27 protein-coding genes are annotated in these 25,399 nt (G+C 63.8%); 7 read left to right on the top strand and 20 right to left on the bottom strand.

All coding sequences use genetic code 11. From position 1 onward, the window contains the following. Positions 1 to 233: 233 nt before the first annotated feature. The gene (locus tag ACOQFP_RS24235) at positions 234 to 1,493 is read left to right on the top strand and encodes an IS110 family transposase (RefSeq protein ID WP_052058727.1); all 1,260 of its coding nucleotides are present in this window, start codon (positions 234 to 236) and stop codon (positions 1,491 to 1,493) included. Here ACOQFP_RS24235 and ACOQFP_RS24230 read toward each other — a convergent pair. Genes ACOQFP_RS24230 through ACOQFP_RS24195 form a run of 8 tightly spaced genes read right to left on the bottom strand, consistent with a single transcriptional unit; the run spans position 1,461 to position 8,488 of the window. After that, positions 1,461 to 2,702, bottom strand: a complete 1,242-nt coding sequence (locus ACOQFP_RS24230; RefSeq protein WP_052058726.1) for an MFS transporter — start codon at positions 2,700 to 2,702, stop codon at positions 1,461 to 1,463. The genes ACOQFP_RS24235 and ACOQFP_RS24230 overlap by 33 nt on opposite strands. Further along, complete coding sequence (locus ACOQFP_RS24225; protein ID WP_037154299.1) at positions 2,695 to 4,029, bottom strand: NAD(P)-binding domain-containing protein; 1,335 nt, start codon at positions 4,027 to 4,029, stop codon at positions 2,695 to 2,697. The genes ACOQFP_RS24230 and ACOQFP_RS24225 overlap by 8 nt, the downstream gene beginning before the upstream one ends. Then, positions 4,026 to 5,474: an FAD-dependent oxidoreductase gene (locus ACOQFP_RS24220; protein WP_052058725.1), complete on the bottom strand. Its 1,449-nt coding sequence runs from the start codon at positions 5,472 to 5,474 to the stop codon at positions 4,026 to 4,028. The genes ACOQFP_RS24225 and ACOQFP_RS24220 overlap by 4 nt, the downstream gene beginning before the upstream one ends. Continuing rightward, positions 5,471 to 5,902 carry a low molecular weight phosphatase family protein gene (locus ACOQFP_RS24215; protein WP_037154297.1) on the bottom strand — a complete coding sequence of 144 codons (432 nt, stop codon included), beginning with the start codon at positions 5,900 to 5,902 and terminating at the stop codon, positions 5,471 to 5,473. The genes ACOQFP_RS24220 and ACOQFP_RS24215 overlap by 4 nt, the downstream gene beginning before the upstream one ends. Beyond that, positions 5,899 to 6,321: an arsenate reductase ArsC gene (locus tag ACOQFP_RS24210; protein WP_037154295.1), complete on the bottom strand. Its 423-nt coding sequence runs from the start codon at positions 6,319 to 6,321 to the stop codon at positions 5,899 to 5,901. The genes ACOQFP_RS24215 and ACOQFP_RS24210 overlap by 4 nt, the downstream gene beginning before the upstream one ends. A gap of 33 nt (positions 6,322 to 6,354) precedes the next feature. Then, positions 6,355 to 7,008, bottom strand: coding sequence for an arsenate reductase ArsC (locus ACOQFP_RS24205; RefSeq protein WP_037154293.1), 654 nt, complete (start codon positions 7,006 to 7,008; stop codon positions 6,355 to 6,357). Continuing rightward, positions 7,008 to 8,102, bottom strand: a complete 1,095-nt coding sequence (arsB, locus tag ACOQFP_RS24200) for an ACR3 family arsenite efflux transporter (protein ID WP_037154290.1) — start codon at positions 8,100 to 8,102, stop codon at positions 7,008 to 7,010. The genes ACOQFP_RS24205 and arsB overlap by 1 nt, the downstream gene beginning before the upstream one ends. Beyond that, the gene (locus tag ACOQFP_RS24195) at positions 8,099 to 8,488 is read right to left on the bottom strand and encodes an ArsR/SmtB family transcription factor (RefSeq protein WP_037154287.1); all 390 of its coding nucleotides are present in this window, start codon (positions 8,486 to 8,488) and stop codon (positions 8,099 to 8,101) included. The genes arsB and ACOQFP_RS24195 overlap by 4 nt, the downstream gene beginning before the upstream one ends. Before the next feature lie 383 nt (positions 8,489 to 8,871). On the opposite strand from ACOQFP_RS24195, the gene ACOQFP_RS24190 reads away from it, so the two are divergent. Together ACOQFP_RS24190 and ACOQFP_RS24185 are read left to right on the top strand one after the other, a co-directional pair. Continuing rightward, the gene (locus ACOQFP_RS24190; RefSeq protein WP_094719630.1) at positions 8,872 to 9,480 is read left to right on the top strand and encodes a hypothetical protein; all 609 of its coding nucleotides are present in this window, start codon (positions 8,872 to 8,874) and stop codon (positions 9,478 to 9,480) included. A gap of 195 nt (positions 9,481 to 9,675) precedes the next feature. Next, the gene (locus tag ACOQFP_RS24185; RefSeq protein ID WP_037154279.1) at positions 9,676 to 9,981 is read left to right on the top strand and encodes a hypothetical protein; all 306 of its coding nucleotides are present in this window, start codon (positions 9,676 to 9,678) and stop codon (positions 9,979 to 9,981) included. Between the two features lie 248 nt (positions 9,982 to 10,229). Here the strand turns inward: ACOQFP_RS24185 and ACOQFP_RS24180 are convergent, their stop codons facing one another. The 6 genes from ACOQFP_RS24180 to ACOQFP_RS24155 all read right to left on the bottom strand — a co-directional run bounded on the left by ACOQFP_RS24180 (position 10,230) and on the right by ACOQFP_RS24155 (position 13,707). Beyond that, entirely contained in the window at positions 10,230 to 10,619 is a 390-nt protein-coding gene (locus ACOQFP_RS24180; protein ID WP_207309291.1) for a hypothetical protein, read from the bottom strand. Positions 10,620 to 10,916: 297 nt separating this feature from the next. Beyond that, a complete protein-coding gene (locus tag ACOQFP_RS24175) occupies positions 10,917 to 11,144 on the bottom strand; it encodes a DUF4175 domain-containing protein (protein WP_141217142.1) in 228 nt (75 codons plus the stop codon). Between the two features lie 39 nt (positions 11,145 to 11,183). Then, positions 11,184 to 11,399: a hypothetical protein gene (locus ACOQFP_RS24170; protein WP_037154274.1), complete on the bottom strand. Its 216-nt coding sequence runs from the start codon at positions 11,397 to 11,399 to the stop codon at positions 11,184 to 11,186. A 507-nt stretch (positions 11,400 to 11,906) separates the two neighbouring features. Beyond that, positions 11,907 to 12,230, bottom strand: coding sequence for a ferredoxin (gene fdxA, locus ACOQFP_RS24165; protein WP_037154271.1), 324 nt, complete (start codon positions 12,228 to 12,230; stop codon positions 11,907 to 11,909). Further along, complete coding sequence (locus tag ACOQFP_RS24160) at positions 12,227 to 13,255, bottom strand: arsenic resistance protein (RefSeq protein WP_037154466.1); 1,029 nt, start codon at positions 13,253 to 13,255, stop codon at positions 12,227 to 12,229. Before ACOQFP_RS24160 ends, fdxA begins: the two co-directional genes overlap by 4 nt. A gap of 20 nt (positions 13,256 to 13,275) precedes the next feature. Beyond that, the gene (locus tag ACOQFP_RS24155; RefSeq protein WP_037154267.1) at positions 13,276 to 13,707 is read right to left on the bottom strand and encodes a MerR family transcriptional regulator; all 432 of its coding nucleotides are present in this window, start codon (positions 13,705 to 13,707) and stop codon (positions 13,276 to 13,278) included. A 151-nt stretch (positions 13,708 to 13,858) separates the two neighbouring features. On the opposite strand from ACOQFP_RS24155, the gene ACOQFP_RS24150 reads away from it, so the two are divergent. Both ACOQFP_RS24150 and ACOQFP_RS24145 read left to right on the top strand, forming a co-directional pair. After that, positions 13,859 to 14,137 (top strand): hypothetical protein, encoded by a 279-nt coding sequence (locus ACOQFP_RS24150; protein WP_037154262.1) that lies wholly within the window; start codon positions 13,859 to 13,861, stop codon positions 14,135 to 14,137. Positions 14,138 to 14,512: 375 nt separating this feature from the next. Further along, entirely contained in the window at positions 14,513 to 14,743 is a 231-nt protein-coding gene (locus ACOQFP_RS24145) for a hypothetical protein (RefSeq protein WP_421585772.1), read from the top strand. 352 nt (positions 14,744 to 15,095) lie between these two features. On the opposite strand, the gene ACOQFP_RS24140 is transcribed toward ACOQFP_RS24145, so the two are convergent. Further along, the gene (locus tag ACOQFP_RS24140) at positions 15,096 to 15,587 is read right to left on the bottom strand and encodes a hypothetical protein (RefSeq protein ID WP_176459921.1); all 492 of its coding nucleotides are present in this window, start codon (positions 15,585 to 15,587) and stop codon (positions 15,096 to 15,098) included. Positions 15,588 to 15,915: 328 nt separating this feature from the next. Between ACOQFP_RS24140 and mobF the strand changes: the two genes are divergently transcribed. After that, positions 15,916 to 19,959, top strand: coding sequence for a MobF family relaxase (gene mobF, locus ACOQFP_RS24135; protein WP_037154255.1), 4,044 nt, complete (start codon positions 15,916 to 15,918; stop codon positions 19,957 to 19,959). An 86-nt stretch (positions 19,960 to 20,045) separates the two neighbouring features. Here the strand turns inward: mobF and ACOQFP_RS24130 are convergent, their stop codons facing one another. The 5 genes from ACOQFP_RS24130 to ACOQFP_RS24110 all read right to left on the bottom strand — a co-directional run bounded on the left by ACOQFP_RS24130 (position 20,046) and on the right by ACOQFP_RS24110 (position 23,665). Next, complete coding sequence (locus tag ACOQFP_RS24130) at positions 20,046 to 21,020, bottom strand: SDH family Clp fold serine proteinase (RefSeq protein ID WP_165430179.1); 975 nt, start codon at positions 21,018 to 21,020, stop codon at positions 20,046 to 20,048. Then, complete coding sequence (locus tag ACOQFP_RS24125; RefSeq protein ID WP_369597558.1) at positions 21,017 to 21,160, bottom strand: DUF6527 family protein; 144 nt, start codon at positions 21,158 to 21,160, stop codon at positions 21,017 to 21,019. The genes ACOQFP_RS24130 and ACOQFP_RS24125 overlap by 4 nt, the downstream gene beginning before the upstream one ends. A 203-nt stretch (positions 21,161 to 21,363) precedes the next feature. Next, complete coding sequence (locus ACOQFP_RS24120) at positions 21,364 to 22,755, bottom strand: ThiF family adenylyltransferase (RefSeq protein ID WP_052058723.1); 1,392 nt, start codon at positions 22,753 to 22,755, stop codon at positions 21,364 to 21,366. A gap of 56 nt (positions 22,756 to 22,811) precedes the next feature. Beyond that, positions 22,812 to 23,195, bottom strand: coding sequence for an E2/UBC family protein (locus ACOQFP_RS24115; protein WP_052058722.1), 384 nt, complete (start codon positions 23,193 to 23,195; stop codon positions 22,812 to 22,814). After that, the gene (locus ACOQFP_RS24110; RefSeq protein WP_037154250.1) at positions 23,192 to 23,665 is read right to left on the bottom strand and encodes a multiubiquitin domain-containing protein; all 474 of its coding nucleotides are present in this window, start codon (positions 23,663 to 23,665) and stop codon (positions 23,192 to 23,194) included. The genes ACOQFP_RS24115 and ACOQFP_RS24110 overlap by 4 nt, the downstream gene beginning before the upstream one ends. Before the next feature lie 523 nt (positions 23,666 to 24,188). Between ACOQFP_RS24110 and ACOQFP_RS24105 the strand changes: the two genes are divergently transcribed. Next, entirely contained in the window at positions 24,189 to 25,295 is a 1,107-nt protein-coding gene (locus ACOQFP_RS24105; RefSeq protein ID WP_421585771.1) for an RES family NAD+ phosphorylase, read from the top strand. Positions 25,296 to 25,399 lie beyond the last annotated feature (104 nt).

The raw sequence follows: 25,399 nt of genomic DNA, 5'->3' as shown, positions 1-25,399 counted from the left end.
CGAATCGAACTCCGCTGCGCTCCGTCCTGTGAAAAGAATTCTTGTTTTCCTTAACGTCATTGCCGGGCATCACCGGGCCGTGGACGTAGGTTCTGGGTGCCTGGGGACGCCGGGTATGGCTATCTTTTTTTCGCTGTTCGGATGGCCGGAAGGGAATGGCCGCCCGGCGTTCTCGACGACTCGACCGCTCATTGAGAGATGCGACGCGATCGCTGATTAAGGACACGACGGGGATGTCGTCCACCAGGTACTCCATATGTGACCGACGATCGAGGGGGAACGCTGTGCAAGACGTGTGGGTGGGTATCGATGCGGGCAAGACGCATCACCATGCCGTGGCGATCGATCATGAGGGACGAACACTGTTGTCACGGCGCGTGGTGAACGGGCAACCCGAATTGACCGACCTCATCGACGATGTCGTGACGCTGGCCGCCGGTGGGCCCATCACCTGGGCTGTGGACTTGAACAGCGGAGGCGCGGCACTTCTGATTGCGTTGCTCCGCGTGGGAGGTCAATCTCTGCTCTATATTCCGGGCCGGATCGTTCATCACGCTGCTGCGGGATACCGAGGTGACGGCAAGACCGATGCCAAGGACGCGGCGATCATCGCGGACCAGGCCCGGATGCGCCGAGACCTGCTCCCGATGCGGGCCGACGACGAAATCAGTGTCGAGCTGGCCCTTCTGACCTCACACAGAACTGATCTGATGCGCGATCGCACGCGCACGATCAACCGACTCAGAGCTCTTCTCAGCACTTACTTCCCTGCCCTCGAACGTGCTCTCGATCTGAGCAACGTAAAGGGCGCACTGATACTGCTGACGGGGTTCCAGACACCGGAGGGCATCCGTTCGCTCGGGGCCCCAGCATTGGAAGCGTGGCTACGAAACCGCAAGGCATACAACGCCACTGAACTTGCCAGGCGTGCCACCGAGGCCGCACTGTCACAAGTGGTGCGGGTGGCGGGCCAGTGTGTCACCGCAGCGGTTGTCGAAACGCTCGCTCACTCCGTGCTGGACCTCAACCGTCGGCTGGCCGAACTGGACAAACAGATCGAGGAGACGTTTCGGCGTCATCGCAGCGCCACCGTCATCGAATCGATGCCCGGGATGGGTCCGCTACTCGGCGCAGAATTCCTCGCAGCCACCGGCGGCGATGTGACAGCGTTCGGCACTGCAGACCGCCTCGCGGCGGTCGCCGGACTCGCGCCCGCGCCACGGGACTCGGGACGGGTCAGCGGCAACCTGCGCCGGCCACGCCGATACGACCGAAGGCTGCTGCGGGTGGCGTACCTGTCGGCGCAACTGAGTGTCCGATCCTGTCCGGCGTCGAAAGTCTTCTACGACCGCAAACGAGCCGAAGGCAAACGCCACACGCAGGCGGTGCTGGCTCTCGCGCGCAGGCGCTCGAACGTACTGTGGGCCATGCTCAGAGACGGAACGACGTACGACGACCGGTCAGGAGCGCCCCCGCACGCTGAAGCGGCCTGACCGCACTCCCGGCATGCTGAACGCCGCGAGGCCAGCAGCGGATCCGGCGATCACACCGAGAACGAGAAAGGCGTGGGCGTAGCTTCCGGTCCACTCGGCCAACACCGCGCCGCCCCACGGGCCGAACGCCATCGTGATCACGATGGGGGCGTTCATGATTCCGCCGAGGTGCCCGTAATGAACCGGACCCCAGCGGTCGGTGATCGCGGTTGCCTGCACGAGGGTGAAGATGCCCCGCGCCAATCCGGCCCCGACGGCGAGGAAGACGAGGGCGAGTGTGCTGGTGGCGAGCCCGAGCAGTGCGGTGGTCAGGGCGGTAGCGGCGATGACAGAGGCGGTGCGCCCCCGTGTGCCGGTGAGGCGTTGCAGCGGCAGGTAACCGAGCCGACCGAGAACCTGACCGGCGCCGCCGAGGCCGAGGGTCGTAGCGGCGAGGGTGGCGTCGACGCCGCGCTCGAGGAGCAGCGGGACGAGGTTGAACACCGCGGCGAACGATGCGAACGCCGCCACGGCCAGTGATGCGGTGAGGACGAGGAAGGGGCGGCTGCGGCTGATCGCGGACCTCGACTCCGGCGGCGCTGCATGGACGCCGGGGTGGGCAGGTGGCCACGATCCGCGTAGGCCGAATGCGTGCGAGGGAACCGTGACAACGAGCAGGAAGGCGGCGAGCACCACATAGGTGCTGCGCCAGTCGAACCGGCCCATCAATGCGGCCGTCACCGGCGCGAACACAGTGCTGGCGAGGCCGGCGGCGAGAGTGAGGATCATCAGGGCCCGCACTCGATCACCTCCCCACCATCGGGTCAGGGCGGCGAACGCCGGTGGGTAGAGCACTGCGCCCATCGCGACGCCGGCAACCACCCACCCGATGTAGAACACCGGCAGCGACGGTGCCGTGGCGATGACGACGACCGCAGGGACGGCGATGATCGAGCCAGTCGTCATCACCCATCGCGGGCCGTGGCGGTCCAGAACACGTCCGACAGGGATTCCGACCAGTGCCGCGACGAGTTGGCCGACGGTGAACGCCGCGACGATCGATGTCGTCGACCATCCGGTATCCGCCGAGATCGACGGTGCGAGAACGGGAAAGGCGTAATACAGGATGCCCCAGCTGGTGATCTCGGTGACGCACAACGCGCCGAGCACCCGTCGCCGACCGAGGTGCTGAGCCTCGGTCGGCGACGTGTCGGCGGTCGTGTCAGTCACGCATCGGTGCGCCGAGAGTGATCAACTCCGGGGCCGCCGGGACTCCGCAGCACCCACCGGTCGAGGGTGCTTCGGGGTCGTCGAACAATCCCGCGCCGCCGCACACACCCGTATCGGGCAGCGTCAGTTCCACTTTCCGGGCACCGTCGTGATCACCGGCGAGCTCGGCGGCGATGCTGCGGACCTGCTCGTACCCGGTCATTGCGAGGAACGTGGGTGCGCGGCCGTAGCTCTTCATCCCCACCAGATACAGACCCGGCTCGGGCTGAGTGAGCTCCTCGACGCCGTGCGGGGACACCGATCCGCACGAGTGCATGTTCGGATCTACCAGTTCCGCGACGAATCTCGGGGCCTGCAGGGTGGGGTCGAGGTCCAGGCGCACCTCGGACAGCCATGACAGGTCCGGCCGGAACCCGGTCAGCGCCAGGACACGGTCGACGTCCTCGATCCGTGCGCCGCTGTCACCGATGAGGGTGACCTGGTCACCCTGTGGCGCGACCTCTTCGGTGCGGAATCCGGACACCACGGTCAGGTATCCGTCGTCGACGGCCTTCTTCGCTCGCAGGCCCAGTGCGCCGCGGGCAGCGAGCTCGTCCGCCTCGCCGCCGCCGAACACCTCCGCGGTGACTCCGCGCCGCACCGCCCAGGTCAGCTTGGTTCCGGGGTGTCTGGCAGCGAGTTCGGCGAATCCGATGATCGCGGTCAGTGCGGAGTGTCCGCTACCGGCGATGACGATGTGCTTGCCCGCGTAGTCGGGCAGCACAGCCGGATCGAGGAGATCAGGGACGCGGTAGACGATCTTGTCTGCTGCGGCGCGTTCGCCGATGGCCGCAAGCCCCTCGCTGCCCAGCGGGTTCGGCGATCCCCATGTTCCGGAGGCGTCGACAACGGCGCGGGCGAGGATGCGTTCCTCGGTGCCGTCGCTGTGGCGGACGTGCACCGACAGTGGTTCGGTGTCGCGTCCGGCGTCGACGACGCGGTCGCGGCCACGACGTGCGACGCCGACGACCTCGCAGTCCGCTCGGACCGTATCGCCGAGGACGGCGGCGAGCGGGGCGAGGTACTGCTCGACCCACTCCTGGCCGGTGGCGTAGGTGTCACCGTCCGGTGCGATCCATCCGGTGGGCTCGAGGAGTCGAGCGGCGGCGGGGTCTACGACTTCGGACCACGGGGAGAACAGGCGCACGTGGTTCCACTGCGACACCGCCGCTCCTGCGGACGTGCCGCGCTCGAGCACGACGACGGCGGAGCCGGTTTCGGTGAGGTGCGCGGCGGCGGCGAGCCCGATGGGTCCTGCGCCGACCACGACGACGGGGTAATCGGTCATGAGATGTCAACCTTTCCTCGGTGGAGCTGAGATTTCAGAGCGTCGCGTTCGGCGGTGAGCCGGTGCTCGCGAACCCATGCTTGTGTCGCCATCTGCACTGCGTCCCAGGGTGATCCGAGAGGCGGGGTGTAGGACAGGTCGAACTCGCTCACGCCCTCGACGGTCATCCGATGGAACAGCGCGGCGGCGTAGGTGTCGACTCGTTTCGAGATCTCCGCGCTACGGCGTCCGACGAGCTGCGCTCCGAGCAGACGCCCGGTGTCGGCGTCACCGGTGATGCGGATCGAGATCGGTGTCGCACCCGGGTAGTACGCCTTGTGATCGTCCGGTGTCGACATCGTCGACACCGGCGAAAAGCCCGCACCGACCGCTTCGTGTTCGCGCAGACCGGTGCGGGCAGCGACCAGGTCGAACACCTTGACCACCTGGGTGCCCAGGCTCCCCGCGAAGGCAGCGTCGCCGCCGAGGGCGTTCTCGCCCGCGACGCGTCCCTGCTTGTGAGCAGTCGTGCCCAGCGGCAGCCAGGTCGTGCCGAGCAGGCGGTGGTGGGTGACGACGCAGTCCCCGGCCGCGAACACATCGGGCAGGTTGGTGCGCATCCCCTCGTCGACCACGATCGCACCCTTGACCCCGAGCTGCGCGCCGGCGTCAGCGGCGAGTGCGGTGTCGGGCCGCACCCCGACCACGACGAGGACGAGATCGACCGTGCGAGTGAAGGTCTGACCAGTGGAGCGGGCGGCCGCGACGGTGAGTGCACCGTCGGTGTCGGTGATGGCGGAGACCGTGGCGGCGGTGATGACCTCGACACCGTGCCGTTCGAGCTCGTCGTGAACCAACGCGCCGAGCTCCGGGTCGACGGTGGGGAGCACTTCGGGAAGGGATTCGATCTGGGTGACCGCGACGCCGCGGGTGGTCAACCCTTCGGCCATCTCGAGGCCGATGTATCCGGCTCCGATGATGATCGCGGTTTGCGGGTCGCGGGCGCGGATGGAGTCCATGACCTCGAACGTGTCACCCATCGAATGCAGCAGGTGTACGCCCTCTTTCGGTCCCAGTGCGTCCGGGCCGGTGAGCCCGGCGATTGGGGGTCGGGCGCTGACCGCGCCGGTCCCGACGATGAGGGCGTCGTAATCCAGGGACCGCGAACGCCCGGCGGCGTCCGTGACCGCTAGCGAATGTCCTAGGGCGTCGATGGCGGTGGCGCGGGTGTCGGTGAGGACGGTCATCCCGGTGGCGGCGAGGTCGTCGGCGGTGCGGTGCGCGAGGTTGGTCCAGTGCGTGACTTCGCCGGAGACGTAGTACGGGATGCCGCAGATGGAGAAGTTGGGGTAGGCGTCGGCCACGACGACAGTGACATCCGCGGTGGGATCGAGTTCGCGGGCGCGTAGCGCGGCGCTGATCCCGGCGTCGCTACCCCCGATGGCGACGATCCTGCGCCCGGTCATCGTGTTGCGTTCCCTTGTGCAGTGACACCGAGCCGCGAGGTGAGGTCGTCGACGCGGGCGGCGATGTCGTCGCGCACCAGCCGCATGCGCTCGATACCGTCGATGCCGCGTGTCGACGGTTCGTCGGTGTCCCAGTTCTCGAAGATCGGGCCGTCGACGACGTCGACCTCGGCTTCGCTGCCGAGGGTGATGACGTAATCCATCCGCGCCAGCAGTGCCGGGTCGATCGGCTTCGGCTGCTGGCCGGTCAGGTCCACTCCGACCTCGAGCAACGATTCCGCGGACAGCGTGTTCACGCTGCTACCGGGTTTCGTGCCGGCGGAGTGCACCTCGACCGTGCCACCTGCAGCTGCGCGCATAAGCCCGGCGGCCATCTGCGATTTGCCGCCGTTCTTGACGCAGACGAACAGGACGCTGGGAGTGCTCATCGGATCGACCCGGACCGGGAAGGAACGAGTTCGGCGATCAGGTCACGGACTAGTTCTTCGATGCGGTCACGGATGGGGCGGACGGCATCGATGCCTTTGCCCGCGGGGTCGGGCAACGCCCAGTCGCGGTAGCTCACGCCGGGAAAGACTGGGCACGCGTCACCACATCCCATGGTGATGACGACGTCGGAGGTTTCGACGGCGTCCGGGGTCAATATCTTCGGGGTCTGTGCGGAGATGTCGATACCCATCTCGGCCATAGCGGCGACTGCGGCAGCGTTGACGGTGTCGGCGGGAGCGCTCCCAGCGGACCGTACTTCGACGGCGTCACCGGCGAGGTGGGCCAGGAAACCGGCGGCCATCTGGGATCGGCCGGCGTTGTGGACACAAACGAACAGCACACTGGGTGTGTCGGACATAGAAGAACCCTCTCGTCGGTCTCGGTGTGGGTGTCAGGCGGGAACGGGCGTCGTCAGCTCGGTAAGCAGCTGGCGCACGCGCGTGTCGAGGTCGTCGCGGATGCGGCGCACCTCGTCCAGCGTTTGGCCGTCGGGATCGTCGAGTTCCCAGTCGAGGTAGCGCTTTCCGGGGTAGACGGCACATGCGTCGCCGCACCCCATCGACACCACCACGTCGGCGGCTGCGACGACGTCGTCGGTGAGCGGCTTGGGGAACTCGGCGCCGAGGTCGATGCCCATCTCGGTCATCGCCTCGATCACGGTGGGGTTGATCTCGTGCGTGGGTGCCGATCCGGCGGAGCGGACGTGCACCCGCCGTCCGCCGTGGTGTGCGAGCAGCGCAGCCGCCATCTGGGAGCGGCCGGCGTTGTGGACGCAGATGAACAGCACCTCCGGGACGTCTTTCGGTGCAGCGCCCTGTGATTGCGCCAACGCGGTGAGGCGGTCGGCCGCAAAACGGCCGGCCAGGGAGGTCAGGTGTGTGTGAATCTTCGCGGTGCGGCGCAAGGCCGTGTAGGACTCGAAGACGTACCGTTCGACGGTCTGCGGGGAGAACACGCCGGTGTATTTCGCCGACAGTTCCTCCGCGGTGCGGCTCAGAACGGCTTGGGGCATGAGCAATTCGGGTTGTGCGCGGTGCTCGGACATCAGGACTCCTTTGTCACTGTGGTCGCGGACGGGCTGGGGGTGAAGCGCTTGCGTAGAGCGAGTGAGACATAGACGAGGCCGACGAGCACGGGAACTTCGATCAGCGGGCCGACGACGCCGGCGAGCGCCTGTCCGGACGTGGCCCCGTACGTCGCGATCGCCACGGCGATCGCGAGTTCGAAGTTGTTGCCCGCAGCTGTGAAGGCCAGGGTGGTGGTGCGCTCGTAGCCGAGTCCCATCGCGGCGCCGAGGGCGTACCCGCCGCCCCACATGACCGCGAAATACACCAGGAGCGGCAACGCGATCCGAACCACGTCCAATGGCTGTGACGTGATCCGATCACCCTGCAGCGCAAAGAGAATGACGATCGTGAACAGCAGGCCGTACAGCGCCCACGGTGCGATACGGGGAATGAACTTGCTCTCGTACCACTCGCGGCCTTTGGCACGCTCGCCGAAGAAGCGGGAAGCGAACCCGGCGACGAGTGGGATGCCGAGGAATATCAGCACCGACTTCGCGATCTGCCACGGCGAGGCTTCGATGGTGGTCTGGTCCAGGCCCAGCCACCCCGGCAGGACAGAGAGGTAGAACCAGCCGAGGACCGCGAACATGAAGACCTGGAACACCGAGTTGATTGCCACCAGCACGGCGGCGGCTTCGCGGTCACCGCAGGCGAGGTCGTTCCAGATGATGACCATGGCGATGCATCGAGCCAGGCCGACAATGATGAGACCGGTGCGGTACTCGGGAAGATCGGGTAGGAACAGCCAGGCGAGGGCGAACATCAGCGCGGGGCCGAGGATCCAGTTCAGAACCAGGGACCCGATCAGCAGGCGCTTGTCGCCGGTGACCCTGTCCAGGCGGTCGTAGCGCACCTTCGCCAGCACCGGATACATCATGATCAGCAGTCCGATGGCGATCGGCAGCGAGACACCGTCCACCGAGATCGCGGAGAGGGCGTCGTTCATCCCGGGAATCAGCCGCCCGAGCAGCAGGCCGATGACCATGGCCACGCCGATCCACACCGGGAGGTAGCGGTCGAGGGTGGAGAGCTTGCCGACGACGGCTCCGTCGGTGTCGGTCGTGGTGCTCATGCGGTCACCAGCGTCGCATCGTCGTAACTGGGGTCGGCGGCACTCAGGACTGACGAGAGCTGTTGCAGTGCAGTAGGTATCACCCAGTAGTAGACCCACGTTCCGCGGCGTTCGCAGTCCAAGAGTCCCGCTTCGCGCAGCACCTTCAGGTGATGGGAGATGGTGGGCTGAGAAAGTTCGAATGCGGGGAGGATGTCGCAGACGCAGGCTTCACCGCCGTCGTGGCTGGCGACCATGCTCAACAGGCGCAGGCGGACCGGGTCTCCGAGGGCCTTGAACATGCGGGCGAGGTCACCGGCCCAATCGGCGGTCAATGCCTCGCGGGTGAGGGGTGAGCAGCACTCACCGGACGCGCTGGTGGGGATCGGATGGTCTTGGATCGACATCCGTCTATATTGATACTTCTCTATCCAGCCGTCAAGTGAACATTCGGTGACCGAGGTGCACACGGGTAGTCGTGCTCTCGGTGCTGCGCCACCTCCGGTGTCGTCCAATCGGAACGGCCTGCGGCCGTGCTTGACAAAACCTATTGAGATTCCCTTCTGGCCTTCCGATTTTGACCGGCGGTGACCTCCGCGCAACCGCCGGCGTCCGCTGCGCTCCCGGCCCCAAGGGGCTCCGGAAACTTTTCACAGACGCCTCCGGCTGAAAACTTTCCGGCCCGACCATTGCACTCCGGCCCCCTCATGCCGGTCCAACTCTCCTCTGCCAGAACGGCAAAAAAATTGGCGGGCCACCCGGTTCGTCACGTTGAGCAGGGGAGCGCGAGATGTCGAAGACCACCGCCCAGAAAGCCCACAGCAGCACCGACACCGACAACTACGGCGCAGTGGTCACCCACACCACCGCCACCATCGTCGGACGCCAGAAAGCCGTGGTCAACGTCCACGCCGCCGCCACCGACGACGCCCAGATGATCGTCACCTTCAACCGACTGATGATGACCTTCCGCTCCGCCGCCGCCGTCCACGCCTTCATCGCCGGACTCGCCGACGCCCGCACCCTCATCAGCCGCATCGACAACCAAGCACCCCAGCCCGGGGGACCAGGCGACGACTACGCCCGCTCCGCCATGTCCGTCGTCTGGATCGCGCCACCGGAAACCGCCGTCACCCCACGCGAGCAGTACGTCCCCGCCCGGCGACGCACCATGCACTGGGTCGAGGTCCACATGGGACCGGTCACCTGGCGCATCATCGACCGCCTCGGCTACGTCACCATGCTCGACGAGCTCCGAAACATCCACCGCATGGCCGTCGCGATCTTCACCGACGGCGACCAGTACCTCAGCGACCCGACCACACTCACCGACGCATTCGACGACGCCGAACGCGAACACCAGGAAGACATGGCCGCACCCTGGCGACGACGTTTGTAGCCACCACCCGATCCGGCCCCGGAACCCGACACGGATTCCGGGGCCGAGCTGTATCCATCCACAGGGAAAGTCTCTATCCCCAGATTCCGGAAAATGCCTGCGCATCGCGGACCTCGCTGGCGCTCGGTACGCGATGCTCGAAGAACCACGCACCACAGGCCGCCCGGCTCACCCACCCGAAGGAACACGAAACCGATGATCACCTGGACCGTCACCACCCGACCCGACGGCCGCCCCGAAACCATCACCACCGCAGGAGCAGAACCCAGCCTCGACGCAGCGAAACGAGCCGCCGCCGACGCCGTCCGCTACGCCCTCCTCGACGCACAAGCCCACGCCGACGCCAGCCCCACCAACACCCCACCGACCTACCTCGTCACCATCGACGGAGCCTGCGCCCTCATCGTCAGCCTCGGAGCCTGCCGACCCGCCAACTACACCGGAGTCCTCGACAACCTCGAACACTTCGACGGCACCGCCACCCACCTGCTCTACCTATAGACAGACCGCGGGGAGCAGACCTGAAAGCGTTGCGCGAGAACAACTCTGTCAGTACCCGCTGCGATACGCGGGCCATGCGAATAAGAACCGTCGACGGACCACCACTAGACGCCGAAATCGCTGTCATGGCCGCCCGCGCGCTCGCCTTGACGCAGCTGCAGAACGGCACCGGCGATCCACCGGTGCGAACCATGCCACAGTAGACCGGGCCGGATGCCCTCACGACTGCTGCCGAATAGTTCGACCGGTCAGATGCTGCCCGACCCGCACTTCGGAACGCCGGGCTGATTACCGACGAACGACGAATGCACGAACAACCGGCCCACATACCCGCTCGTGAGCTGAACATAGACCTTGAACCACCGCGGAGAACCGTTGTACGAAGCACCATCCCACCAGCAGGACATGTCCGAGACCTGATACGTCGACCCCGAACCGTCGTACGCCACCTGACCCATCAGGCACGACGACAAGCTCACGCAACTACGCGCGTTCGCGCCGACAGCGACATGAGCACCCGACGCCGCATTCGCCGCAGGTGCAACCGCCAACGCCGACATCGCCAACGCCGCGAACAGAACAACACCGACAACCGAACGACGCACCGCGGCACGTACCCGGGAAGTGAAAGAACGCATGGTCAACCAACTTTCTCGAGTGGAAAGAGGAACGGACCACCGCAGTATCACCCCGCAGAAGACGGCCCCGATGTCCTCCATTCGACGGACCGGAACAGCGCCGAAGCGGCGACGCCGCAACATAATTCGCCCTGTCGACCGGAAGTTCGGCCTGGGCGAGGGGTATTTACCGCTTCCGCCCGTCCGATCAGGCGAACCGACCCGAACGACCAAGAATGCTCCAGGCGCAACAGAGGGGCTCGAAATTGCCTGCGCAACCTCGAGCCCCTCCATGAATGCAGCCGTGCGGGGACTGGCCTAGCGTCGCTTTCGGCCCAACAGGACGAACCAGACGACACACGCGAGCGCGATAGCCGCAACCAACGGCCACCAGCCGGAATCGGGCCACCGATCGTTGACGATGCGCGCCGACAAGCCCAAAGCGACCAACAGCACAACGAACACGATTCGCTTCGGCTCTATTCTCCACGAGCTCTTTCGCTCGTCGACCTGATCGACCTTGTTCATTGGCTCTGGGCTCACCATGACACGAACCATCCTTCGCCTAGTCTCCGACAATCGACCCTACTGGCAGTTCGAGGCATCGACCGTCACAAAGCCTTCGTTGCCTTTGAAGATGTCCTTCTGGTAGCACGCGCCCGGGTCGAACCCTGCTGGGTCGTTCAGAGAACTGATCAAGGCCTGCACTGCACTCTTACCGCCGTAGGTGCACAGCACCGTCACAGCTGCCGCCGCGAGTGAACCCAAAGGCCCGGCTTTGGTTGCATCAGATCCACTCACTCCAAACACATCGTCAGCCACCGATACCCACCGAATAGCGGGACCGGACAATCCGCAACGTGAGGCCAAAAGCCAAGGACCACAAAGGGCTTCGTTCCGTCACGACCCAGACCCAAGGAAGGTTAGCGCGCCGAACAGTATCAGTGATTCGAAATCGATGTGAACGGTCGGTTTGCTTATTTTCAACTAGTTGGTGAGACCGCCCGGTGTATCGAATCGGACATTGCAGCCCTATTGGACGACCGTGAGCCACACGACTCAGCTAAGCGACCGGAACGCAGAGCTACCGCGACACCGAGCCCGGTTCAAGTGAACAGCAACTGAACACCCGCAGCGCGGCCGCACTCGACGCTGGGCCAGCCGCCGGAGCCTAGGTGAAATCGAGCATTCTCGAGTGGCGATCGGCAGCGGTGCACGGTGCTGTTCTACTCACTGTGGGTCTGAACGAAGGTGGTCGTAGAAACTGTGGTGGACGGTCGTCGACCGCGCGGCGCGGCAAGTGAAGGTTCAGGCGTTCTGCTGCGGTGGGTGACTGGCGATCGAGGGGTGATCGCGCGCGATGGGCCCCGTCTTGGCCGCCCCGCCTGGGGATCCGAGGTCATCGAAGAACAGTGCATTGATCGAGGTGTACTCCGCCCATTCGTTCGGGAGGTCGTCTTCGTAGAAAATCGCTTCGACCGGGCAGACCGGCTCGCAGGCACCGCAGTCGACACACTCGTCGGGGTGGATGTAGAGCATCCGTGGGCCTTCGTAGATGCAGTCGACCGGGCACTCTTCGATACACGCCTTGTCCATCACATCGATGCACGGCTCGGCGATGACGTAAGTCATGACCGCGTGTCCTCGGAATGGCTGAATTCGGTTGCCTGCGAGTCGGTCCGACCTTGAATATTGTTCTCGGAGAAGCGAGCTGGGACGAGACGGGGGATAATTCGGACGTAGACGACCATCCCGATCAACTCCACCAATGTCTGCGCCACCACAACCACGGCCGCAAGAGACAGCTGTGGTGGCAGCGCAAGCGCCAGCGGCAGAACGACCAACGAATTCCGGGTCGCACCGGAAAAAATCAACGCCCGGGTCGCGGGAACGTCCTGGCGCGTCACCCTGGCCGTCGCCCATCCGACAACCGCCATGACGACCAGGAATGCAACGAAGATCGGCACCGCGGCAATCAGCTGGGAGCCCTCGGAGCGGACCGCGTCGATCTGTGACGCCACGACGACCGCAAGAGTGGCCATCATGACCGGCACCATCGCCGCGGCCATCACATCCATGATCCGGGTGCCGATTCGGCGGCGACGCGCGAGCGCTTGCGTCAGGGCCGCCAACACCAGTGGAACAACGATCAGCAGCACGAACGCTTCGACGAACGGTGCAATGTCGATGATTTCCACCAACTCGGACCCGACGAACAACCACAGGTAGAGCGGCAGAAACGCGATCTGCAACAACATCAACAGCGGCGCACTCGCGAGCAACCGTTCCGATGCCGCGCCCGCCAACCCGCTGAAGACGATGACGTAGTCGATGCAGGGAGCCAACAACACCAACAGCACACCGACGAATACCGCCTGGTTGTCAGCGACGAACCGGGTCAAAGCGAACACGACGACCGGGACGAGCACGAAGTTCAGCACCACGACACTGAGCAAGAACTTCCCGTCGCGCAGCGATGCGCCGATGGCGGAGAACGGAACCGCGAGGAACGTGGCGTAAAGCAACACGATCAGTACCGGGTTGATGGCGATCTCGAACGCATGCGCCGACGACGGCGCACCCAAGCCGACAACGGCACCGATGAGCAGGGCCAGCAGGTAGAGCGGGATCTGGAACTTCTCCAGCCATGCCACCACCGAGGTGGTACTCGATGTGTTCACGAGGTGCCCACTGCAGTGTTCGCAGAGATCAGCCAGGTGCACTCCGGATTGCAGGGCGTCGGCGCGTCGGGTGTGTCCCCGAGCCGGGACAGAGCATCGGTCAAACTGTCCCGCAGCGCGGTCAATTGAGCGATCGATTCGTTCGCGTGCGCGATGTGCGATTCGATGGCGGGGCCGAGTTCGGCTTTGACTGCGGCGCAAGAGTCTTTCTCCCAAACACGAAGGAGAAGTTTGATCTCCGGCAGCGACAAGTTCAGGCTCTTGGCGGCGGTAATGAACGCCAAACGTTGCCGAGCGCGGTCGTCGTAGACGCGGTAGCCGTTCGCCGAACGGTCCGCCGGGAGCAGGCCCTCGCTTTCGTAGAACCGTAGCGTGGTCGCTGGGACGCCGGTCACCGACGACAACTGTGAAATGCGCAGAGCGGACATGCGCACGAGGATAAACCTTCGAGTCGGGTGGAAGGTCAAATGCTTGACCTTCCACCCAGTACTGGGTCTAACGTCGGGCCATGTACCCAGTGACGCCGCACCCGGACGCCCGGACACTCATCCGTCTCGCGGCTCTACGCCTCTCCGCGCGATGAAGGCCCCGTCGGCATGCACGCTCTCAACAGCCGACCAGCCAGAGCGTATCGAGCTGTGGGCATCGATCCTCGCCTCCGCTACCAGCCGCCGGCGCGTCGATGAAGGACTCGAATTCACCTTCCCGCCGGATGGGGCGTTCATCGGTCGCCTATCCGAAGCCATTGCCTCAGAGCTGGTCTGTTGTTCGTTTTTCGTGTTCTCGGTGACCTTCGATGCGACGCAAACGGTGATGGTCGTTCGTGCTCCGAGCCTCGGCGCTGAGGGTGGTGGATGAAATGTTCGGGATCGGCCGGGGCGGAACCGTCGACGCCTGCCAAATTGGGCATGCCCAGACGAAATGTGGCGGCCCCAGGATACGAGAAGGCCCGCGCGTTGGCTGCCTCGCTCGCTGGACGGCTCCCGGTGAACCTGCGACGTCAGTTTGCGACCGCTACGACGTTCGGGGAGGGCTCGAACCTTGAGGACTGGGCGAGATACGCGGTTGGGCTGAGAGCCATGCTTCTCGCACCAGACCGAGTTATCGCTGCGCTCGACAGGGCGACCGTTCGATACCTGTAAGCAGTCGGTCGTTGATCTGTGACGGTGATCTCGTCTAGCCGGCGGGGTGGTTGGGGCAGGTGCCTATCCCGAGCCATTTGGTAGAGCGCCGGTGGTGGGCACCGAGTTGACGATGAAGCTCGCGGAGGATTCTCCGCTGTGTTCGGTGCACGCAGCCATAGCGAAGATTGGTGCTGAAGTGGAGCGAACCCTCGCAAACGCACCGAGCAATATGCGCCCACGCCGCAAGCTCGGCTCTACGTATCGAAACTCCGACGCAGTATTACAAGTTGCTACGCAACGCGCCGCCGATGGCAGCGACGACGAATGCAAAAACGACTGACGCCACAATCACGCTGATGCGAAACACGCCCCCAGCGATGATTCCCGTTGCCCGCAAAGGAGCGAACCGCCAACCGGTCTCAGACTTCCCAGCTCGCCACAGCGCAGTTACGACGATCAAGCCGACGCCAACAAGTACGATCACAATCGTTCACTTCCTACTTCGAGCCAGATTCAACACCAGGCCAACGACATAGTTATTTCGCCGTAGCCATGTGCGGTGGGCGTGCGTTCCCATTGCGTTCTCGAACTACCGTTGTGGTTGCACTGAGTTAGGACCTCCGATGTGCGTGGGCGTGAAGCCTGCGGCGCTAAGTACGCTCATTTGTCACGCGATGCTGTGCCCGCCCTCTCTATCGGCCCCCCGCGTCTCCAAACACGAACGGCTCGGCAGTCGCAGTTGTTGAGGAACCGCGACGGCCTTCGAAATTTTTCTCGGTGCTACTCGATCCACCGGCGTCATCTTCTGCAGCCGGACGAACATTGGGCCTAGTGGTCGCACCTGGCACCATCGTCGATTTGACCAACCGCGTCGCCTCGGGCACTGAAAGATCCACCAAGGCCGCAATACTGGCGTATGTTTCACCGCGTGTCTTGAGCGCGGCAAGTGCTTCAGCGCGTCTCTCATACGCCGCGTCGAGTTTGGTTCGTGCGTCCCGCCGCAACCGGTCGATCCTTTTCGTCACATCCTCGTTGATCCTTTGTTCGTCGCGGGTGGCATCGAAATACGAAATCAAATCCTGCTCCTGATTCTTCAAACGCAACTGTGCGTCCGACAATCGCTGCGCATTCGCCCGCCGAGCCCGTTCCCGAGCGCTTACCGGTCCACCGTTCGAGGGAGTCATACTGGACAGGCTACCGCCAACATGCTGGCCGGCGAAAGGGTCATACGCGCCCACGGACGCCCTGATTGATCTGTCTTGCTACAACTTTCGTCCCTCATCGTCCATGCACGTTCTAATTCGTCCAAAATCTAGATACTATCGACTTCAGATTCCCGGTATCTCTTCGCGAAATGAAAAACCAAACGCCACACACCTCTTGCACTATTAGTGTCCATGGGCGGAATCTGCGTACTATCGCGACTATGCCGCGCGACTCAGAAGCTGAATTCGAGCGAGATCGGCCCGTGAGATCTCGTCGCGCACCGGCTCGTCGGCGGCGGTGCCCGCGATGATGACCGTGCACGCGCTGCACGCCGGCGACGGCTACACCTACCTCACCCGCGAGGTCGCCAGCGCCGACATCCGCCTCGAACGCGGCCAAGACCTCACCGACTACTACGCCGCCGAAGGCACCCAACCGGGCATCTGGGGAGGGCGAGCCTCGGCCGAACTCGGCGTGTCCGGGTACGTCCGCGAGGACCAGATGAAGGCACTGTTCGGCGAAGGCCTGCACCCCGAAGCCCAGGCGTTGATCGAGGCCGCCGTCCTCGACGGGACGAAGGCGAACGCCGCGATCGAGAGTGTGCGGCTGGGCCGTAAGTTCGCGAGCTTCCGCAACGAGGTGCCGCTTATGAAACGCATCCGCGCGGAGATCGACAACGACCGCGTCGCCGGAGGAAAGCCGCTCACTGCGGAGCATTGCCAGCAGATCCGGTACCGCGTCGGAGCCGACGAATTCCACCGCGAAGTCGGCCGATCACCGGCCAGCGAAGCAGAGCTCGTCCGCTACATCGCCTCGCAGCAACGCCGCGAACGCCAACCCGTCGCCGGCTACGACTGCGTGTTCACTCCACAGAAATCAGTGTCCGTTCTCTGGGGCCTGGGCGACGACGACACCCGCGTCGCGATCGAGCGCGCACATAGCGCCGCGGTCAGCGATGCCATCGGCTGGGTCGAGGACAACGCCTCCTACACCCGCGTCGGCAAAGCCGGTGTCGGACAGATCGAATCGACCGGCCTGATGTACACCCGGTTCGATCACCGCGACAACCGCAACGGTGACCCGAACCTGCACACCCACGTCGCGATCTCCACCAAAGTGCAAGGCGTCGACGGCAAATGGCGCAGCCTGGATGGCCGCGTGCTGCACAAGCTCGCCGTCGCCGCATCCGAGCGCTACAACTCCCTCATCGAGGAGTACGTCACCCGCGAGCTCGGCACCGTGTTCGCCGACCGACCCGGCACCGGAATCAACAAACGCGCCGTCCGCGAAATCGAGGGCATCCCCACCGCACTGCTCAGCGAGTTCTCCCGCCGCGACGCCATCGAATCACGCCTGGAAAAGCTCGTCGCCGACTACCGCAAGACCCACGGCAAAGACCCCTCGACCGCGATCCAGATGCGCCTCGCCGACCAAGCGACCCTGGAAACCCGCAACGAGAAAGCACCCCCGAAATCACTCGGTGCACAACGCGCGGAATGGCGCGAACGCGCGCTCGACGTCGTCGGCCGACGGGCCCTGAACTCCGCCTTGAAGACGAGCACCGGGAACACGATCACCGTCACCGATGCCGCCTCGATCGACCACCGCGAGATCGCCCGCACCGCCGTCGCACGTATCGCACAGCAACGCTCGAGCTGGAACCGCTGGCACATCCAAGCCGAAGTCCAACGACAACTACGGCCGCTGGTGTTCGCGACCGCGGCCGAGCGTGACGCGGTCGCCGAGAAGGTCACTGAAGCCGCTCTCGGCGGGGAGTCGATCCGGTTGACTCGCCAGGTCGACGCGACACCCAAGGCGTTGCAGCGCAGCGATGGTGCGTCGATCCTGACCGTGCACGGCAACGAGACCTACACCAGCGCAGCGATCCTCGCTGCCGAACACCGCCTCGTCGGTGCCGCCCACACCCCGACCGCGGTCATGGCACCCGGCAACGCCTACGTCGCCGCCCTTGCCGCGCACACCCAACGCAGAGGCTGGGATCTGGGCGCGGACAAGAAGGTACTCGTCGAGCATTTCTTGTTCTCGGGTGCCCTCCTGGCTGCCGGTGTCGGTCCGGCCGGGACCGGCAAGACCACCGCCATGCGCGTGGTCGTCGACGCGTGGCGCAGCACCGGATACGACGTGATCGCCCTCGGACCGTCCGCGAAAGCCGCCGGCGTCCTCGGTGACGAACTCGGTGTCACCGGCCGCACCATCGCCGACGTCCTCACCCGTTACCAGAACGAACTCGACACCGGCATCACCCCGGGGGCGATGATCCTCGTCGACGAAGCGGGCATGGCCTCGACACACGATCTAGACCGGCTGACCTATATCGCAGCCGAGCACGGAGCAGTGGTCCGACTACTCGGCGACCCGCAGCAGCTCGCCGCCGTCGACACGGGCGGTGCACTGCGGCTGGTCGCTCGATCGAGCGCGGCACCGGAACTGGTCGACGTCCACCGCTTCCGCGACAAAGAAGAAGCCGAGATCTCGCTGCGACTGCGCGACGGCGACACCTCCGTCGCCGCCTGGTACGCCGCGAAAGACCGCGTCCAGCACGGCATGGCCGACGACCTCGCCGAGAAAGTCTTCACCGCCTGGGCGAAGACCTCGGACACCGAGACGACGTCGCTGATGATCGCCAGCAGCAACCACGCCGTCCGCGATCTCAACGACCGGGCCCGCGCCGAACGCCTCGCGAAGGGACTGGTCAAGAAGGGCGGCAACGACCTGTCCGACGGACTGCGCGCCAGCGCCGGGGACCGCATCGTCACCCGCCGCAACGACACCAGCTTGCGGGTGACTGGAACACGCGGGGAACGGATCCGCAACGGCGATTTGTGGACGGTCAAGACTGCACACCGCGACGGATCGCTGACCGTGCGCCACCTCGAACACGGCGGGAGCATCCGCCTGCCGGCCGAGTACGTCACAGAGCACTGCGAGCTCGGTTACGCCGCCACTATCCACCGGTCGCAAGGTATGACCGTCGACCAGGTCCACGTCCTCGTCGACGACACCATGAACCGACAAGCCCTCTACGTCGCCCTCACCCGCGGCCGTGATGGAAACCAGCTGTACGTGCCCATCGACCGCATCGTCGACCCGCACCTGATCCACGTGCACCCGGACAAGAAGATCGCCGACGAAGTCGTGCGGACCATCATCGGCCGCGACGGCTCGGACGTCTCGGCGACCGAACAGCAACGCGACGCCGCCGTCGCACACCGCAAGCTCGACTACAACGTCGGCGGATACGAGTACGCGGGCGAACTCATCGACGCGCACCGCATCCAAGCGATCGTCCGCGAGAACATGGGGCCGGAACTGGCGAACACGATGATCGCCGAAGCCGAATGGGACACCTTCGTCCACCAGTACCGCCGCGCCGAGCAGCTCGGCCTCGACGCGGCCCCCACCCTCGCCGCCGCACGCTCGGAGCGCGAACTCGCCAGCGCCGACTCCGTCTCCGCCGTCATGCACTGGCGACTCGAAAAGCACATCGAGAACGGCGCAGAAGACATGCACGCCTGGGCGCAGAGCATCAAACCGACGCTGCGCACCCAGTTCGGCGAGCACGCCGAGACCATCCTCGGCGACGACGGGGCGTGGCCCGACCTCGCCGCGCACCTACGCAATGCCGAACGCGCCGGCAAAGACCCCCACGCCGCAATCGTGGAACTGCGCCGCGGTGTCACCGACCCCGACCCGAGCGCAGCGGATCTGCTCGACGACGCCGAACGACGCTGGCCCCTCGGCCGGGAAGCACGCGACCACAGTGCCCCGAGCTGGGTCCTGCCGCCGATGCAGTACCGCGAGGGAATCGACCCCGAACTCTTCGCCTGGAGCCGCCGCCGATACACCGAGATCGCCGAACGCACCCGCGAGCTCGGACAGCACGCCGTCGATGAGCAACCCGCCTGGACACGCCACCTCGGTGAGGTTCCCGACTCCGGTGGTGCCCGACTGCGCTGGCAGATCACCGCCGGACAAGTCGGGGCCTACCGAGAACAATTCGGCATCGACACCGACCGCACGCCCATCGGAGACCGACCCGAACACGGGGAAGCGGCCCGCGCGTGGGATCAGGTCAACGCCCGCATCAAGACAGTCACCGCACCCGCGTCGGTGACCGCACACGCAGGCCCCGGTCAGCAGTCGGCACCGACCCCGCAACCCGTGACGGCAGATCCGATCGTCGACACGGACCGGGCGCGACGAGAGTCCGCGGAGCAACGCGCGATAGAACAACGCCGCCTCGCCGAGCAACGTAAAGCCGAACGCCGCGAACAACTGCGCCAACAACAGGCCCGCCGATCCCGTCCGACCCACGGACCACGTATCTAAGCCAGCCGCACCTTCCGTTGCCAGTAGTGCCACCGAGCCAGAAGCATGAGCACGCCCCTGGCGTGGACCGGCCTGGCGCGCGCCGGTTACAGCGGTAGCGAAGCCACCTTGCTCTCAAACAGTGTTGTTCCGCCGGTGGGCAGCGAATAGGCTTGCAGGCAGTAGAGTCGCCATAACGCTTCCCAGAGGTCGCTCCGGGGGTCGAGATAGGTAACAGTCAGACCCAATCCGCTACAGCGTTCGTGCCCGATCATTTGTCCGTGCGAATGCCATTGCGCTGTGTCGGAAAGTCTGGAAGCGATGTCGTCAGCAGTGTCCCCGTCCCTGACCATCGCCGTCCGCAGCAACTCCGAGGCGATGACCGTCGATCGCTTAGAGGCTCGTGTGAGTTTCTCAAGAACGGCCGGATCTAATTTGTCGAGCATGAGCCGTGCGACTGGATCCTCGGGGTTGGCACGCAGAGCCTCGGCGTGCTGCTCGTACGCATCGATGTAGCTTCGGGCGGAGTGGATAGAACTACCGCCGTTTGTGTCCGGCAAAGTAACTTGAGGGTCGATGGGGCCGAGCTCGGAGGTATCGCTCATGACAATCTGGTCAGCACCGAGAGCGATCAGCGTTGCAGCACTTTTCGCATAGTCCGGAACGATGACACGGACGGTTCCTTTTCCTGCTTTCTTCCTGATCAGAGTGGTCAGCTTCTCGGCAGTATCGATGTCTCCGCCAGGAGAGTTCAGCAATAGATCTATATTGGTGCCGCCGTCGACGTTATGAAGTAGATCCACCACTGCTGTCGCGTACGAGCGCGAAATTTGACCGTGCTCGGCCACTATGCAGAGCAAAGTGTTCCCAGTTTGACTCTCGATGTCCCGGATCAACGTCTGCCGTGAATAGCGGGCGGAATTGATTGCTTCGAACAGCGGTGTTCTGCGCAACGCGGGACCGACAGACGTAGCCGGAGCAGTCGGTGATGGAGTGGCCGGTGATGGAGCGATAGGGCCAAACTTCAGCCGCTCGTTGGCGGGCGGTTCGTCGACGCGTGAAGTGCTTGGCTTGTCTGTCATACCCAGATGACCTTCCCTCGTCTGATCAAATAGTGGCATCGTCCCGATTTGCTCACTTCGTCAACGCTTGGCCGCAGTGTTAAAGGTTTCGCTGCGGACACGGTCCAGTGAGGTCTCACTCGACGATCGAGAGCGAGCATCACGCGATGCCCTGACCGACATGGGCAGTCGAAGACCAGCCACTGGTCGTGGTTGCCTTTGCGTACCAGCGCCGCCGATCGGCGAGGAAGATGCTCCGGTACATCGATCACCGAAGCGTATGGCGTCTTTTGTATCCGCAAGGAAGGGGCTAGGTGTGCGCGCAGGCTCTCCAGGCCGGCCCGGAGACTGGCTCGAAGCCTTTTCATACCGACCAGTTCATTCCGAGGAACATATCGCGGTCATAATCCAACTGCCGGTTGGGGTCACAATAGTGTCCGGTGGTGGGGGTTTGTGCGTTGGCGCGCACCCGCCGATCATGGACCAACAACAGCAGCTCTGATGGCGTGGGATTTTCGCCGTAACCGATCAGCCGCTCAAGAAATTCGGACACTGCCCAGGCCGCGGTCATTGTGGTAAACGGAACGAGCGCCGGTTCCACACCGGGCAAGGCGGGCGCATAACCCTCCTTCACCAGCTGACCCTGCTCTTCGGTGGTACGCACCTCAGCATCGGCCAGCGCCGTGTCAACGCGGCCGCGGCACAGCAGACATGCCGTCCCAGGATGCACGGTGGTTACCCGCCCGAAGATTCCCGAAATGATTTCGGCGGCATCGGAATCGAGCTTGATGCCACAGTCGATTACCGGAACAAGGTAGTAAAACGGTAGTCGTGACAGGCGTAGGCGCCCCGCGTTGTCGTCGGTGCATCCGAACGCCATGTCCACCTCTACGAGGCGACGCGCGATTGATTCTTGAGTGATCGACCCCACGACCGTTCGGACGTCGAGGTCTGGGGCGATGCGAGTGAGATGCTCGGCAAGAACGTCAACCTTGTATCTGCCAACGTCAGCAGGGGTCGATCCGTACACGCGGGTGGTGTTGCTACTGGAAAGCGTGTCGGGATCGATTAGCAGAATGTGACGCGCGCCGAGCCTTACAAGCTGCTCGGCCACAGCGGACCCCGTTCCTCCAGCACCGACGACAGCCAGGGTCAAATCGTTGATCACCTTCTGTACCTCGGTCCCCAGAGCGCGAATGTTGCGGTCGAAGAGATCCGGTAGCTCCTCGACGGTGGCGTGCCCGTCAGACCCCTTTGTGCGATCCTGACTGTCCTGTGCCACGATCCGACGAACCCGGGAACCAACGACGGATAGACGCTCCAGCGGGTTGACCGCACCGTCCTCGAATTCCAGGGCTCCGGTGAAGGAGAGGCGACCGTTTTGGTGCCCGATAACCAACCATCCGTAGACGGAGGGTGACGAACGGAGGGTGAAAACCGGTAGCAAATCGGCATTGACCTGGAGGTCGTGTTGGCTGGGGGAGACTCTCGCGCCGTCGCCGGGGTGGGTATGAACCCAGATTGCGACCGCGCCCTCCGTTTCCGCGGCTGCCAGGACCGGCATGTAACCCTCCGAGCCGATCTCAAGACTTCGGTCAGTCCTGACGTGGTAGGCGTGGTCGGGAACGGGATGGACCGAAATAATAACCATCTGCATCGAGGTTCCCTCGCCCTCGACCTGGGCGAGGAGAACCGCGGCCGACTCGACGGGTCCTTGCGCCATTTTTAGAAGAGCGTCGTGAACTGGGTCGGTCATACGTACGACCGATGTGGCCGATCCCGAATCGGCTACGCACTTGTCGTTATCTGTAGTCATGCCGCGGCCGTCGACAGCTCGCTGCGCAGCAGCCGGACGTAACTTTCGAGGCTGTCGATACCGGGTCTCCACGCGCCGGCGTCCAAGTGTCGCGACCAACGCTGCCACACCCTGCCGTCGAACGTTTCCTGGCATTCTGTCGCTGCGATAACGGTGCCTGCAGCTGTAGTGAGGTGAGGGATCAGCCACCACATGTCGGGAGGGGTGTCTGGGTAATTCGCGGACAACCGGAAGAGCACATTAGCTTTGTTAGTGCTCAGGCCTTGCGGCAGAGGGAAGTCGAGTAATTCCACGTTGCACATTCCCGAACCGTCGTCGAAAGTCCTGTAGGTGATACCGGAGTCGTTGAGAAACCGTGCATCGATCGTCGGCAACTTCATCGTTCGACCCCCGACTGAGCGGCACCTGGGTTGATACGGCCGGGGGCTGTGAAGAAGCGCATCTTGTCTGTGAGAGCGATGACGTCCTCGTCTTGTATCTTGCGGTCCCGAGCATCCGGCACATCCATCCATAGATCACGATCTGCTGCCACGTCCGGCGATGGGACCACCCTCAATTCGGCACCGGTCATTTTGCGAGCGTGAACCTCGTAGGCAGCGCGATCGATCGTGAGTGTGACAGCCGGTACTTCACTGTAGAAGTGCTCCCCACCGGTCAGCTCGAAACGCGCATCTTCGGCCAGCAATCGATCCTGGGCATCGTCGATGTCCAGCCAGATCTGCTTTTCCAGAGGGATGTCGGGATTCGGGATTCGGCGGATCTGCGCAGAGGTGATGGTGCCGGCTGGATGGCTGTACTGCGTCCCGTCGATGTGAACTGCAACTTGGTGCGGATTAGAAGGCTTGGTCATGACTTTCTCCTGAAGTTTGCTTTACCGGTGCGGTTTTGCACCGTGATACCACGGTATCACGGCATCGTAATATCAGCATGGCTAGCTAACTGTGGTGGCTGAGCGTAGTCTTGCGTCTATGTCGAACAAGGCCATGACCATCAGACTGTCCTCGGAGCAAGCCGAGATGCTTGAAACTGTTGCGAGCGTCTCGAATCAACCTGTCTCCGAGGTGATACGGGCAGCAATCGACAGTCACATAGGTGCCGTTGCGGGAGATGAGAATTTTCAGCAAGGCCTTCGTGAGCGCATCGAGCGCGCACAATCCCTGTTGCGGGAGTAGCCGCTCGACGAACAATCAGGTAGACCCTGTTGCTTTGTGCGCGAGCGTGAACGCAGCTGGAACGTGGTCTATTGCGGGTTGCAATGCTTTCGGTAGCGAGCTTCAATCGGCCACGAAGATTGTTATGGGCGGCGTCAGGCAAGGCTTCGGCATCACTGACTGGTCTCGGCCGTCTCGCGATCGGAGACTGACATGGTGTGTATGGATCCGCCCGGTGAGATCGACGTTGAATCCGTGTGCACGCGCTGTATGGGGTCGGCGCTGTACGAACGCGCCCGCGAAATTGCGGACCAGGCGGACCCGGACGACGAAGGAAACCCTCGGTGGAGTTCGTGCTCTTTCTGCGAGATAGCAATGGAGCCGTTGGGGGAGACCGTTGCCATCTCTTGGAGTAAGTACATGGAGCTGGTGTACGACGGTCTGTCCGTTGTCTTAACCACAGGCAGTGAACAAGGCAATCCGCCCAGCGACGGTGGTGACGGGCTGACCTGGCTCTCTGTCGAGGAAGTCGTCGGCTACTGCGACGGCGCAGTAGGGGACGGTGGATTTCTACTTCTGCGCGAGATCAAACATTCACTCGGTGCCGACGTTTGGACCTATCACGACTTCGGTTGGAGCAGGCTGCATTTGAAGCTTGGGTGGGAGCGGTTCAAGGACCACGCGCAAGACCGAGACCGGCAGGATAGCCCACTTGTCGTGTCGCCACAGAAGTTTCTTCGCAGGTTGGAACAAATCGTCACATTCATTGTCCCCGGAGCCATCACGGTGCTAGAGGAAGGCACGATGCTTTGGCGGTCTAGGCCACATGCACGTCGTGAACCTGATTTTCAGGTCACAGGCGCTGAATTAGGTTCGGCACCAGACCGTTTCGCTCGCGATAATCGGTTCAGTCCGGGCGGAGTGTCGATGTTCTACGGTTCGGAAGACCCTGAAACTACGTACGCCGAAATCCTTGGGTACACCGAGTGCCAGTACGCGACGGTCGGGGCGTTCCGTGCAATGAAGGACCTAACTATTCTCGATTTGAGTCAAGTTAATTACTACCCGAACATCTTCGATCCCAACGAACGAGACGACTACTACGATGCCGATTTCCTGCACGGCTTCGTGGATGAAATCGCACGTCCACTGCACGATGGCGAGGACTACCGGGCGACTCAGCTCGTTGTTTCCGAAGGCATCCGATCATTCTGTGTGGATCCTGTCGATGGCATCCGCTACCAGAGTGTGCAGAGCCCCGGCCGTTTCAACTACGTGCTCTTCCGGGGTAACGGGACTGCCCCGAGTTCGGTTGACTCGTTGGGTTGAGTGAATCAGGCCGCGTGTGCGGACTGATTGATTGTCTCAAACTCGGTTGGGGTGAGTTTGCCGAGCCGGCGTTGGCGACGCTTGCGATGGTAGGTCCGTTCGAT

Origin of the sequence: Rhodococcus sp. MALMAid1271 (genome assembly GCF_049195265.1) — a bacterium.
In the GTDB taxonomy this organism is placed as follows: Bacteria; Actinomycetota; Actinomycetes; order Mycobacteriales; family Mycobacteriaceae; genus Rhodococcoides.
Note: the sequence above shows the minus strand (reverse complement) of the source record. Positions and strands in the feature narration are given on the sequence as shown.

What these genes read in the sequence shown, in the direction of transcription:
- ACOQFP_RS24110 (WP_037154250.1), bottom strand. Translation starts at nt 23,665, where the DNA reads ATGACCAAGCCTTCTAATCCGCACCAAGTTGCAGTTCACATCGACGGG.
- ACOQFP_RS24115 (WP_052058722.1), bottom strand. Translation starts at nt 23,195, where the DNA reads ATGAAGTTGCCGACGATCGATGCACGGTTTCTCAACGACTCCGGTATC.
- ACOQFP_RS24215 (WP_037154297.1), bottom strand. Translation starts at nt 5,902, where the DNA reads ATGAGCACTCCCAGCGTCCTGTTCGTCTGCGTCAAGAACGGCGGCAAA.
- ACOQFP_RS24180 (WP_207309291.1), bottom strand. Translation starts at nt 10,619, where the DNA reads ATGCGTTCTTTCACTTCCCGGGTACGTGCCGCGGTGCGTCGTTCGGTT.
- mobF (WP_037154255.1), top strand. Translation starts at nt 15,916, where the DNA reads ATGATGACCGTGCACGCGCTGCACGCCGGCGACGGCTACACCTACCTC.
- ACOQFP_RS24140 (WP_176459921.1), bottom strand. Translation starts at nt 15,587, where the DNA reads ATGACTCCCTCGAACGGTGGACCGGTAAGCGCTCGGGAACGGGCTCGG.
- fdxA (WP_037154271.1), bottom strand. Translation starts at nt 12,230, where the DNA reads ATGACTTACGTCATCGCCGAGCCGTGCATCGATGTGATGGACAAGGCG.
- ACOQFP_RS24150 (WP_037154262.1), top strand. Translation starts at nt 13,859, where the DNA reads ATGAAGGCCCCGTCGGCATGCACGCTCTCAACAGCCGACCAGCCAGAG.
- ACOQFP_RS24235 (WP_052058727.1), top strand. Translation starts at nt 234, where the DNA reads ATGTCGTCCACCAGGTACTCCATATGTGACCGACGATCGAGGGGGAAC.
- ACOQFP_RS24175 (WP_141217142.1), bottom strand. Translation starts at nt 11,144, where the DNA reads ATGGTGAGCCCAGAGCCAATGAACAAGGTCGATCAGGTCGACGAGCGA.
- arsB (WP_037154290.1), bottom strand. Translation starts at nt 8,102, where the DNA reads ATGAGCACCACGACCGACACCGACGGAGCCGTCGTCGGCAAGCTCTCC.
- ACOQFP_RS24105 (WP_421585771.1), top strand. Translation starts at nt 24,189, where the DNA reads ATGGATCCGCCCGGTGAGATCGACGTTGAATCCGTGTGCACGCGCTGT.
- ACOQFP_RS24130 (WP_165430179.1), bottom strand. Translation starts at nt 21,020, where the DNA reads ATGACAGACAAGCCAAGCACTTCACGCGTCGACGAACCGCCCGCCAAC.
- ACOQFP_RS24220 (WP_052058725.1), bottom strand. Translation starts at nt 5,474, where the DNA reads ATGACCGGGCGCAGGATCGTCGCCATCGGGGGTAGCGACGCCGGGATC.
- ACOQFP_RS24195 (WP_037154287.1), bottom strand. Translation starts at nt 8,488, where the DNA reads ATGTCGATCCAAGACCATCCGATCCCCACCAGCGCGTCCGGTGAGTGC.
- ACOQFP_RS24120 (WP_052058723.1), bottom strand. Translation starts at nt 22,755, where the DNA reads ATGACCGACCCAGTTCACGACGCTCTTCTAAAAATGGCGCAAGGACCC.
- ACOQFP_RS24125 (WP_369597558.1), bottom strand. Translation starts at nt 21,160, where the DNA reads ATGCTCGCTCTCGATCGTCGAGTGAGACCTCACTGGACCGTGTCCGCA.
- ACOQFP_RS24225 (WP_037154299.1), bottom strand. Translation starts at nt 4,029, where the DNA reads ATGACCGATTACCCCGTCGTCGTGGTCGGCGCAGGACCCATCGGGCTC.
- ACOQFP_RS24205 (WP_037154293.1), bottom strand. Translation starts at nt 7,008, where the DNA reads ATGTCCGAGCACCGCGCACAACCCGAATTGCTCATGCCCCAAGCCGTT.
- ACOQFP_RS24185 (WP_037154279.1), top strand. Translation starts at nt 9,676, where the DNA reads ATGATCACCTGGACCGTCACCACCCGACCCGACGGCCGCCCCGAAACC.
- ACOQFP_RS24155 (WP_037154267.1), bottom strand. Translation starts at nt 13,707, where the DNA reads ATGTCCGCTCTGCGCATTTCACAGTTGTCGTCGGTGACCGGCGTCCCA.
- ACOQFP_RS24210 (WP_037154295.1), bottom strand. Translation starts at nt 6,321, where the DNA reads ATGTCCGACACACCCAGTGTGCTGTTCGTTTGTGTCCACAACGCCGGC.
- ACOQFP_RS24190 (WP_094719630.1), top strand. Translation starts at nt 8,872, where the DNA reads ATGTCGAAGACCACCGCCCAGAAAGCCCACAGCAGCACCGACACCGAC.